Source organism: Paenibacillus sp. 453mf, assembly GCF_900116105.1.
Classification (GTDB): domain Bacteria; phylum Bacillota; class Bacilli; order Paenibacillales; family Paenibacillaceae; genus Paenibacillus; species Paenibacillus provencensis.
The window spans coordinates 162,775-174,064 of the sequence record NZ_FPAC01000003.1 but is presented as its reverse complement, the minus strand read 5'-3'; the positions used below and the strand labels follow the sequence as shown (position 1 = coordinate 174,064).

At 48.9% G+C, this 11,290-nt stretch carries 10 protein-coding genes; 5 read left to right on the top strand and 5 right to left on the bottom strand.

All coding sequences use genetic code 11. The features are described from left to right. Positions 1-63: 63 nt before the first annotated feature. The 3 genes from BM415_RS16860 to BM415_RS16850 all read right to left on the bottom strand — a co-directional run bounded on the left by BM415_RS16860 (position 64) and on the right by BM415_RS16850 (position 3,264). Positions 64-984 (bottom strand): macrolide 2'-phosphotransferase, encoded by a 921-nt coding sequence (locus tag BM415_RS16860; protein WP_091160046.1) that lies wholly within the window; start codon positions 982-984, stop codon positions 64-66. A 365-nt stretch (positions 985-1,349) separates the two neighbouring features. Beyond that, entirely contained in the window at positions 1,350-2,366 is a 1,017-nt protein-coding gene (locus tag BM415_RS16855; RefSeq protein ID WP_091160044.1) for a Gfo/Idh/MocA family protein, read from the bottom strand. A 16-nt stretch (positions 2,367-2,382) separates the two neighbouring features. Further along, a complete protein-coding gene (locus tag BM415_RS16850) occupies positions 2,383-3,264 on the bottom strand; it encodes a sugar phosphate isomerase/epimerase family protein (protein ID WP_091160042.1) in 882 nt (293 codons plus the stop codon). Between the two features lie 216 nt (positions 3,265-3,480). Between BM415_RS16850 and BM415_RS16845 the strand changes: the two genes are divergently transcribed. Continuing rightward, complete coding sequence (locus BM415_RS16845) at positions 3,481-4,338, top strand: helix-turn-helix domain-containing protein (protein WP_091160040.1); 858 nt, start codon at positions 3,481-3,483, stop codon at positions 4,336-4,338. A 31-nt stretch (positions 4,339-4,369) separates the two neighbouring features. Here the strand turns inward: BM415_RS16845 and BM415_RS16840 are convergent, their stop codons facing one another. After that, positions 4,370-5,167 (bottom strand): hypothetical protein, encoded by a 798-nt coding sequence (locus tag BM415_RS16840; protein ID WP_091160038.1) that lies wholly within the window; start codon positions 5,165-5,167, stop codon positions 4,370-4,372. A 189-nt stretch (positions 5,168-5,356) separates the two neighbouring features. On the opposite strand from BM415_RS16840, the gene BM415_RS16835 reads away from it, so the two are divergent. The 4 genes from BM415_RS16835 to BM415_RS16820 all read left to right on the top strand — a co-directional run bounded on the left by BM415_RS16835 (position 5,357) and on the right by BM415_RS16820 (position 10,245). Then, positions 5,357-6,397, top strand: a complete 1,041-nt coding sequence (locus BM415_RS16835) for a FecCD family ABC transporter permease (protein ID WP_244533480.1) — start codon at positions 5,357-5,359, stop codon at positions 6,395-6,397. Continuing rightward, positions 6,398-7,444 carry a FecCD family ABC transporter permease gene (locus BM415_RS16830; RefSeq protein WP_091160036.1) on the top strand — a complete coding sequence of 349 codons (1,047 nt, stop codon included), beginning with the start codon at positions 6,398-6,400 and terminating at the stop codon, positions 7,442-7,444. Between the two features lie 168 nt (positions 7,445-7,612). Next, positions 7,613-8,968, top strand: coding sequence for a helix-turn-helix domain-containing protein (locus BM415_RS16825; protein ID WP_091160034.1), 1,356 nt, complete (start codon positions 7,613-7,615; stop codon positions 8,966-8,968). 80 nt (positions 8,969-9,048) lie between these two features. Beyond that, positions 9,049-10,245, top strand: coding sequence for a M20 family metallopeptidase (locus BM415_RS16820; RefSeq protein ID WP_280142878.1), 1,197 nt, complete (start codon positions 9,049-9,051; stop codon positions 10,243-10,245). Between the two features lie 85 nt (positions 10,246-10,330). On the opposite strand, the gene BM415_RS16815 is transcribed toward BM415_RS16820, so the two are convergent. Further along, complete coding sequence (locus BM415_RS16815; protein WP_091160032.1) at positions 10,331-11,239, bottom strand: helix-turn-helix transcriptional regulator; 909 nt, start codon at positions 11,237-11,239, stop codon at positions 10,331-10,333. Positions 11,240-11,290 lie beyond the last annotated feature (51 nt).

Below are 11,290 nucleotides of genomic sequence, written 5' to 3'. Positions count from 1 at the left end.
AAAGTCTCCATTTCGGAAGAATTGCGGTGTTGAAGTGTCTCAGGAATCTTTGTCAAAAGGTCTTTAATCCAAGCCGAGTGCACCTCGCGTCATCGCCATAATCCCTTTATCTCCTGATAGTAGAGCAAATTGTCCCATTAGAACCGGGTAGGCCGCGTAACGCTCCACAATATGCTCCTTCATTCTCGGCCATACCTTACCTCCAGCTGCTGCATAATTAGTCAACATTCGCTGAAGTTCGTCCTCGCCAAAAATTGCATAGTAGATTGTAAAGTCCGTAGCTGGATCAGCCACCTCAGACTCTGTCCAATCAATCAGTCCGGTAACCCGCTGTTCACCATCCAGCAGAATATGAGGCGGATGAAGATCTCCGTGGATCAGTCCGCATGTATCAGGCCAATACGTCTTATCGGAGAGCCAGGACTGCCATCGGTCCCACAGCTCCTCCTTCACCCCGATCTTCTCCTTCACTTCCTGTGCCTGGGAGGCATAATGGCTTCTTACTTCCTCCGGTGTCTTCACACGTAGTCCCGCTGCCGCTGCCTGAGTCCCGTCTACCGCATGCAGGGCTGCAAGCGCCTCTGCCAAAGATCGCACAAATTCGTCCTTTAATTCCTCATGATTCGTATTCCAATCATAACCCGCTGTCGATACGTCAGCCATAGGGATGCCATCAAGCCTTGGATAAGCGATGAGCTCGTCAGAGAATACTTGCCATTCCGGAACATTCACGGGCAGTCTGCCATTGATATAATCAAGCACCTTCTTCTCATTCACCGCACGCTCTAGTACATCTGACCTTCTTGGCTTGCGAATCACCCAGTCTACATTCGACGTATCCTTTGCCATCGCTACTTGAAAGTCCATCCCAGACTCTGTTACCTTAGCTTCATCCGAAGCAAACTGTAATCCATGCTGACGGGCAAGACTCAGCAGCTCCTTAGCCACTCCCTCGTGCTGCTGCTCTCCATATCCATTTGTCATTTACATTCCCTCCTGAATTATGAAAATAAAAAAACACAGACAACCTGCTGCCTGTGTTCGATGATGGGATAGATTGCATTCATGAGCACACCACATATAAGCTCTAGATGCTTGGCCAAGCTTACCCGAATCCATGTCTCATTCCTGCGGCATACATTTTCTTTAGGAGTTATCTACATGTGGACATACTTATCCCGCTTCATCTTAGCACCGAGCATTTCTCAAGCGGATATAAGCAATCAGCACACATAACCCTCCGTTCCAATTCAAGTTACTCCAAGATTAGCATGCAATTCGGAAGATAACAACGCCCAGACAAGCCCTTTCGCAGTAAAAAACAGTTTAAATCAATCTAAGCCAGATCCCTATAGATAAACTTTATTTCCCGTGTTTGCACTTTCGACCGCACCAAATACCATGGCCATGCTGTAAATGTTGTCGGTGCAATCTGTTTCAGCCGGCCTTCCCTCCGAAAGTGCCAAGAACATTTCGTCGAGACAGCCAGCGTGACCCTCACGTCCGGTCCAGCTTCCTTCGAGATCGATATGCTCTACATCATGGAAAAAGCCCGTACCGCCCTCGTCTTTCATATACTCACCGACCGGCATCCGAATCCCGTCCCAGCGAGCAGATCCTTGGCTTCCGATCACCCGCCAATCAGCTTCCCAGGATGTATTCAGTCCGATGGCCGACCAGGAGCCGCGATAGCTGAATACCGAACCGTCGCTCATTTCAAATATGCAAATAGCAGATGCATTTCCCTGGTACCACGATCCCTCCGGATTATATTCATGGCAATATACAGACACCGGCTTTGCTCCTGTAATAAAACGGGCCTGATCAAAGGTATGGATCGCCATATCAACGATCAGCGGACTATTCATCAAATCGCGGAATCCGCCAAACCTCGGTCCAAGGAAGAAGTCGGCATGTATGGAACCCAGCTGGCCGATTTTACCGCTGTGCACGAAATCGCGAAGCGTCCTGATTTGTTTTAAATACCGGCGGTTTTGCATGACGGAGTACCGTTTTCCCGTCTCGTTGCTAACGCTTACGATCTCCTTTGCATCTTCAAAGCTCTCCGCCATCGGCTTCTCGCCGAACACATCACAGCCTGCTTTCAGCGCGCGGGTAACGATCTCCTTATGACTGGCAGGAATGGTGCAATCGAACACCAGATTGGCATCGGTCGCTTGAAGAGCGGCTGACAGCTCGGTAAAAGTCGGGACCTGCAAATTCCTTCGCTCCGCCATTTTCTTTGCACTGTCTTCATATAGATCAACCAGCCCAACAATCTCCGCATCCTCTCTTTCTGCAGCATAATCAAGCCAAGTATTGGACATCCCGCCGCATCCCGCAACGATGATTTTGTGCTTGGACATAAGACTCTCCCTCCCTCTATACCGGATTCGTTACGAAGTCTCCCCCGCGGCATTGCTTCAAATACCGGAGTGCATGAACCTGACCGGTCATCTCCAGCTCTCCCCGGTATACCGGATCATGCCATCCTTCAATATCAATACTGCCTGTGTAGCCTCCCTGTCTTAAGATCGTGATGACATCGGTCCAGTTGGTATCGCCAAAGCCTGGCGTGCGATGCCATACATAAGGCTCCGGACCATGAATTCCATGCTCCTTAATGACATCCCAGGCAATGGTAGCATCCTTGCCGTGTACATTAAACACTTTGCTTACCCATTTTCTGAGCTGCGGAATTGGGTCAATCAGCCCGACCATCTGGTGACAGGGCTCCCATTGCAGTCCGATGTTCTCCATCGGCAGAGCGTTAAACATAAGCTCCCATGCTGCCGGATGATAGGCAATGTTCCAGTCCCCACCCTTCCAATCTCCATCCATGCTGCAGTTCTCAAAGGCTAGGCGAACCCCCTTGCTCTCAGCAAAACGGGCCAGCTCACCAAACACCTCTACATACCGCGGTATGGATTCATCAATTGCGCCGGGCATCCGACCGGTAAATCCAGTAACAAGATCTGTGCCAAAGTCGGAGGCATGCTCGATCAGCCGCTTCCAACTAGCCAGTGTATCCGCATTCTTCCCTTCTCCAGTGAGCGGATTGCCAAATATGGATAAGCTAGTAACTGGAATACTATGTACATCTAGCAATTCCCGCACCTCTTTGGCAAGCTCCTTTACATCGGTCCCGGCGGTTGTCTGCCAGAAAGTGAGCGAAAAGGACTCAAACCCGTGAGGGATAATTTGAGGCAGTACACGTACTGCATCCCCTCCGTTAACCAATGTTCCAATTCGAATATGATGCATTAGAGTAACCTCCATTAAAGTAGGATTTCAACTGAGTACTATGGTACTTAATGGAGCCTTGCCTCTGCTATATCCTAATTAACGATATATTCGCACAATCTTACGCAATTTTACTTCATGAGAACGTTGACATTGGTATTTTTGCTACCTATATTGAGAGAAATGGTTGAATGCTCCGCACCCTCTGGTAACTCTCTAAATTAGGAGGCCTATCCGATGACGACAAATCCGCATAAGGAAAATACTTGGATACCCGATCGAACGTTTCCGATCAATGTATTTTTTGTGAATGACATTTATTTGCACTGGCATGATCATTTGGAATGGGTGTACGTAAAGAAAGGGAGAGTACGGCTGCAGATCGACGGTGATTTCGATATTTTGGAGCAAGGGGATCTGGCCTTTGTTCATTCCAAACAGCTCCATAGAGCTGAACAGCTTGAACCAGACACCCAGCTTGTATGTATTGTGTTTAATGAGGCACTCGTGAGAGGGAATGGTCTGGACATCACCGAGCATCACTACTTTCTTCCTTATCTGCATCTGAAGCATCAGTGGCCTAGAATTGTAAAAAATCAGGAGAGCTGCATGCAGCCCATCAGCTTGTCCTTCTTGAGACTTATTGAGGAGTTTGAGAATAAACAGCCTGGCTATGAGCTTATCGTCAAGAGTGAGCTTCTCCATATTTTTGGACGGTATTTCCGCCATGCCCAGCAGGAAGGATCACAGATCCGAATGTTCCACCAGCGGGATACCCATAACCTATCTAGTTTACTAGAGCTGCTGCGCGAGCATTATCGTGATGATATATCCGTAACGGAGGCCGCCAGGCAGGTAAACCTGAGCCCGAACTATTTTTGCAGCGTGTTCAAAAAAATGACTGGAAAGACCCTGAAGGAATACGTGCATACGCTGCGAATCCAGGAAGCCGAGCTGCTGCTGCTTACGACCGACTATCGGGTCAGCGAAATTGCAGAAGCGGTCGGCTTCTCAAATTTAACTTACTTTGGGAGGATCTTTAAAAAAATAAAGAACATCCCCCCATCGGATGTCCGCAAAATGAAATCGGTATGAACCTCTCACGGATAAAAGTATACGCCCTTCTCTACCATTCCTCTTGCATTCGAAAAGTAACGACCAAATCATCACTGCCCGTCAACGAGCTGACAACCAAAGTAAGAATGATACCCGAATTCAGCGAATATGCGAGATCCTGAGCCGCAAAATACACCGTCGTATTCGCATACGCACCCGACAAGCCTGCCGAGGTTCCCTGTGTCAGCACTCTTCCGCCGGTAATTGTCGTGGCTGTTGTGTTCACTTGAAGCACGGTATCGTTCGTCGGTATACTCGTTGTCGATGTAGGGAAATTGACAAAGGACCCGTCCATCGTTCCTCCCTCGACCAGCATGTAGCGGACGGGCTGCTTGGACAGAATATCAAAGCTCTGTGGATACACGGCAGCAGCGACTCCTTCAGGCAAGGCAAAGGAAGGTATGCGCTGAAAGCTGATTGCCGGGAAATACGCATCCGCTACCGAGAAATCAGAGCGAATCTCCGATGTAATTCGGCTTATATTAAGCTCCCGCAAAGAAAGCGGACTGTAGAAGCTGTCCGGACTAATTCCGTATATGGCTACTTCTATCCCCTGCAGTGAGCATGTAACATCAAATTGAAAGAAATCGTAGGGCACTTGGTACGTCCTATTTACAATTTCGCCCGGGTTGATGAGGAACAGATCTTCTGCAAATAATCCCTGGATTCCCGTACTGTTCACCGCTCCCGTCAGGTAGCAGGTTCCTGCTGAATCGTCGTTGTTAATGATCTTAATGAGTGCTTGGCTATAAGGCCGGACACCTTGTACCACTTGATTTAATACATTCATTGTTGATACAACAGGCATTGCAAGCCCTCCTTATTGCCACGTATTCTATATACTATATGTAGGTTTTCATAAAAAGTGCGGGGTGTGCTATAGTTACAATAGTCCATGGAAATTGATTATTTTTTCCTATATAACTATATAGAGTGAACTTAAGATCTTTAATTGATAATGATACTCATTATTGATGATGACACAGGAGTATATAACGTGTACAAAAAAACCACTGAACCTCCGAATAAACCTAAAATTCAAGCGCGCCCTGTCAGAGCATTGCTCACCATTGTCCTCGGCCTGGCAGCCATCATTCTATTCATTGGGGTATCTATTGCTGTCGGAGCAGCCGATATTCATCTACAGACTGTTGTTGATGCGATCTTTAAGTTTGATCCTGATTCTACTCAGCATAATATTATTCAGGAGCTTCGCATTCCCAGATCCCTGGCAGATGTGCTTATCGGCGCAGCCTTCGCTGTATCGGGAGCGGTCATGCAGGGAATGACGCGCAATCCGCTCGCAGACTCTGGTCTTCTTGGCATCAATGCCGGTGCTACGTTTATGATTGCTCTGTCGCTCGCTTTCTTTCCCAGCATGTCGTATGGAGGAACCATCCTTTTCTCCTTTGTTGGAGCGGCTATGGCGACCGGTCTGATCTATGGGATAAGCTATCTGGGCAAGGCCAAGATTACACCTGTACGTCTCGTGCTGGCGGGTGCTGCGATAACCTCATTATTAACGGCACTCAGCCAAGGAATTGCGATTCACTTCAGATTAAGCCAGGATCTCGCTTACTGGGTTGCGGGCGGTGTAGCAGGCATCAAGATGTCCCAGCTCATCGGGGTACTTCCCTGGATTGTCGGGGCGCTCATCGGTGCAATGCTGATCTCCAAATCCATCACACTGATCAGTCTAGGAGACGACATTGCCTCCGGTCTTGGTCAAAAAACAGGCCTCGTCAAGCTATTCGGCGGGATTATTGTGCTTATTCTCGCGGGAGCTTCCGTATCCGTTGCCGGTCCGATCGGCTTTGTCGGTCTGGTCGTGCCTCATATGGTACGTTATATCGTAGGGGTAGATTATCGCTATATCATCCCGTGCTCGGCTGTCCTGGGCGGACTGCTCATGCTCCTCGCGGATATCGGCGCACGAACTATTAATCCTCCTCACGAAACACCAATCAGTGCTTTATTCGCTCTCGTCGGCGTTCCCTTCTTCTTATACATCGCACGCAAAACAGGGAGGGGACTATAAATGGTCAAGGAATCACTTAGACAGCAAATTCAATCTAGTAAGAATAAGAAAAGGACGAAGCAATGGATCGTACTCAGCAGCTTCTCTCTGCTCATAATCGTATTTACGCTAATCAGTATAAATACCGGATTTTCCAAACTGACTCCGGTTGAGGTTCTAAATACGCTGCTGGGAAACGGCACGGCCAAACAGAATCTCATCCTATTTGAATTCCGTATGCCGCGGATTATTATTTCGATGCTGGTCGGCGCAGGTCTTGCCGTTTCCGGATGTATATTGCAGGGGGTATCCCGCAATGCTCTGGCTGATCCCGGTATACTCGGCATTACCACAGGTGCAGGCTTCGTTGTCGTGATCTATGTATCGTTCTATTCAAGCAACTCAGATGCGCCTGCCTTTCTTCTTCCCATCCTTGCGCTCATCGGAGGACTCATGATAGCGGCGATCATATATGCCCTCTCATACAGCAAAAAAGACGGCCTCAATCCCAACCGTATGGTGCTTAACGGTATTGCCATTACCGCAGCCGTGAACGGGCTCATGATTGTGCTGATGCTCAGGCTGAATCCAGAGAAGTATGACATTATCGCCAGCTGGCTTGCAGGAAGCATCTGGGGCTCGACATGGAATCAGGTCATTGTCCTTGTCCCTTGGGTGCTCATGCTCATTATCATTGCCTTCATTCGCTCCAGAATGATGGATGCCCTGTCGATGGATGAGCATGTGGCGATGTCTCTTGGTGTCGGACTGAACAAGGAAAGGCTGTTTCTTATCCTGATCGCTGTAGGGCTTGCTGCATCCTGTGTAGCCTTTACCGGAGGCATCGGCTTTGTCGGGCTGATTGCCCCTCATCTGGCCCGCAGGCTGGTTGGTCCAAGCCATAACATGCTCCTGCCAGCCTCGGCACTCGGCGGAGCGCTGCTCCTGCTGGTGGCCGATACACTTGGACGCTCCATCCTCCAGCCTTCAGAAATCCATGCAGGGATCATGGTAGCCATTATCGGGGCTCCCTATTTCTTATACTTACTTTCGCGTTCGAGAATGTAAGCATCCTGGACAAACAGCAGGCATGAATCGCCATATGATTCATGCCTGTTTTTTTATATCAAGCTATCTTTTCTTTGAAGCCAGTAGCCATCCGTATCATTGTGTATGCTTTCCATAGAAGCGTATAATATAGGCTAGTCAAGTCATGGACGAGGAGGTTTGTCACTATTGATTCGTTTAGGCGTCATTATCGCCGAGCCCTTTCTTTCACAGATGCAGAATATGAAGTACCGCCTGGAGCAGAATGGCACCTGCGAGCTCCATCTTCATACCTACGTCAAGCTGTCAGAGCTGCTTGAGCTGTATCCTAAGGTTGGTGCTCTATCTGACGGTATCGTGCTTACGGAGATTGCTTATATGTACCTGGAAGGCAAATGGGGCGGCTTCACCATCCCCACCTTTTGCTATGAAATCAGTGAAACTGATCTATATAAATGCCTGTTCCAAATCAGCCTGAGTCAGCCTGATCTGCTGTTCTCACGGGTGCTGATTGATTTTGTATGGGAGGAAAATGATTACCTGGGTCTTCGTCATGTGGTATCCGATACGGACTTTCCAATCACCGTTCCTTACATGCAGCTGGAGAAAGAGATTTCTCACCAGCATGTCTACAAGGAAATTGCCGCAAGGCACCTTAACTTATGGCATGAAGGAAAGATCGACTTCAGCATTACCCGGTTCGGTAATATCGTTCCGATTCTGCGGGAGAACGGGATTCCCCACATCTACCTTGTGCCCTCTGAGAAATCCATTTCCCAGCAGATTAAGCAGATCATTACCGAGATTGAGATGATTCAGCTTGCAGATAATCAAATTGTTATAGGTCACCTGAGCTTCACCAATCCCTCGCCCGAGGATACTCCGCAAGAGCAGCGGGAGCTGCAGCTTATGCTGCTGCACAAAAGCGTTCTGGAGTTTACCATCGAAGCCAAAATTCCGCTCGTCATTCAAAAAACAGGTAACGGACTTGAGTGTATCAGCTCGCTCAAAGACCTGCAGATGATCACCGATTATTTTACAAACTGCCGGCTCATGTCCTTCCTTGAAGATAACCTGCCTTTTCGGGTTAATCTGGGATGGGGTACCGGAGATACGATGTACCGAGCAAGAAAAAACGCGATGATTGCCAGCGAGCAGTCTGCAGAGAGCCTCATCCAAGGGACGTTCGTCCTTCAGGCAAATGGGCACGTCATAGGTCCGCTCGGGTCGGGGAGCCATTTATCCTATTCAAGTGAGCTTGCTCCTTACATTGAGGATATCAGCCGTTCTACAGGCATTTCCCCTCTTCAGCTGCAGAAGATTTGGGGAGTACTGGCCAAGACGGACACGAATGAGCTCACTTCGGAGGATATGGCCTATCATTTAGGCATCACCGTGCGGAGCGCAAACCGTATATTAAGTAAGCTTGTGGAGAAAGGCGTTGCGTCGCTCTCTAACAAGAAGCAGGAGAAGCTGCGGGGTCGCCCCAAAAAAATCTACTCGATCCATTTATCAGCGGTAACTTCTGAGGTGCCCTCTACCTAACATCTAAAGTGAAGAAGGTGTGCAGCAAGAGAGCGCGAATGTAATATAGATATCGTTTGATAAATGAAGGAGGATCTTCTATGTCCACTGATGCGGTATCACACAGTATGTCCAGTGCTCTCCCTGGAGAGCTGAAGGAGCAAATTATTACATGGAGAAGACATTTGCACCAGCACCCGGAGCTCTCTTTTGAAGAATTTGCAACCTCACAATTCATATTTGATACACTCAGCCAAATTTCGGGTCTTGAACTGAGCAGACCAACGCCTACAAGCGTGATGGCAAGGCTGATTGGGCCTTTCCCGGGCAAAGTACTGGCACTTCGCGCCGATATGGACGCCCTGCCGATTACGGAGGAGAATGACATCCCCTTTGCTTCGATTCATGAAGGTGTAATGCACGCGTGCGGACATGACGGTCATACCTCCATGCTGCTCGGAGTTGCGAAGATCCTCGCGGAGCGTAAGGATTCACTCCATGGCGAAATCCGGTTTCTGTTCCAGCATGCGGAGGAGCTGCTGCCGGGCGGAGCACAGGAGATGGTCAAGGCCGGCGTGATGGAAGGTGTTGATTATGTCGTTGGCAGCCATTTGGATGCGAGTCTCCCTACCGGTCAGATTGGCATTATTTATGGCCCGGCCATGGCTTCACCCGATACGTTCCGTCTCACCATCACCGGCAAAGGCGGGCATGCAGCCTATCCTCATATGACGGTAGATCCTATTGCTGTCGGAGCACAGGTCGTTTCCAATCTACAGCATATCGCATCACGTAACATAGACCCGATCGATCATCTGGTCGTCTCTGTCACCAAATTTATTAGCGGCACCGCATATAATGTGATTCCCGGCTCTGCTGAACTTGCTGGAACGGTTCGCAGCTTCACTCCTGAAGTGCGTCGTGAGGTTTCGGAGCTGATGCATCGAATATTGCGCGGAATAACGGAAGCCCATAATGCCGAGTATGAACTCGACTATGAGTACGGCTACCATCCCGTCGTGAATGAAACAGAGGTGACTCAAGTCGTGCAGACGGCTGCCGAAGAGCTGTTCGGTCCAGAGCGTATCTCTATGATCCGACCTGCGATGGGCGGGGAAGACTTCTCAGCTTATCAGCAAGAAGCCCCTGGTGTATTCTTCAGAGTGGGCTCCCGTAATGAAGAGCAGGGCATTATCTATCCTCATCACCATGCCCGCTTTAATATAGACGATGACGCGCTCGGGTATGGAGTCCAGGTCTTTGTCAGAACAGCCGAGAAGCTGCTGAGATGGACTTGATATGATGATATAACCTCTCTGCATTGGAACAATTAATCTTCAGATTCGTCAATATAATTATGAAGAATAGCCGCTGGTATAGCGGCTATTCTTCATATTGCTTCAAGCTCTGTATTAGTAGTAATCGGACATGTTCTTTAAGCGGATCAGGCTCAAGCACCTTCACCTCGGGACCATAGGACAGCAATCGCCGCGCAGTATAGGCCAGCTCTGATTCCGGGATTTCCCCTCTCCATACCCCTTCTTTCAAGTCCGCGAATATGGGATCATTCTCAGCCAGCCTCTGTCCGATATCCGTAAAGACAATAACCGCAGCATGCCCTTGAGGCCGTTCTTTTCGATGAAACCACTCCTTCAAGGAAGGAACCGCTCCACCTCTCTCCTCCAGCATCTCGGCCGCATCCATCCGATCCAACCTGAACAGCAGCGTCTTCCCATCGTCCTTCTGTGCCGGCATATACCAGAAGCCATGATCGTAGTACAGTCCTAACGGGAATACCTCGTGTTGCTTCCTGCCTGTTCTTCCGGCATAAGTAAACTTCAGCTTCCTTCTATCTATTGCTGCATTCAGCACCTCCGTCGTATATGGAGCTGGCCTCGCCTTGACGGACGGGATGAACATGATATGCTCTTTTGTACGGTCAATTCTATCCTGAACTTCAGAGGGAAGGTCATGCGCATAATATTCAGACAGTGCCTCTCTAATACTGCCGTAAGGCATGTCCTGAATCTTTTCCAACCATTCCATCATCAGGTAGATTCCATATGCTTCCTGTAAACGAAGCTGAAGAGGTGGTAAAATACCATTTTGCAAGACCTGATATCCGCCATGGGCTCCGACCTCGGTATACACAGGCATCCCTAACTCCTGCAGAGCAGTCAGATCCCGCTGTATTGTACGGATAGAGACCTCAAACCGCTGCGCGAGCTCTCGGGCCGTATATTTCTTGCGAGAATTCAATAATCTCATGATGGCAAGTCTTCTGCGATTCATCAGCATACCTCCACCTTTGTTGATTTCAGAAGCTTACGGGCCCTGTCTGAG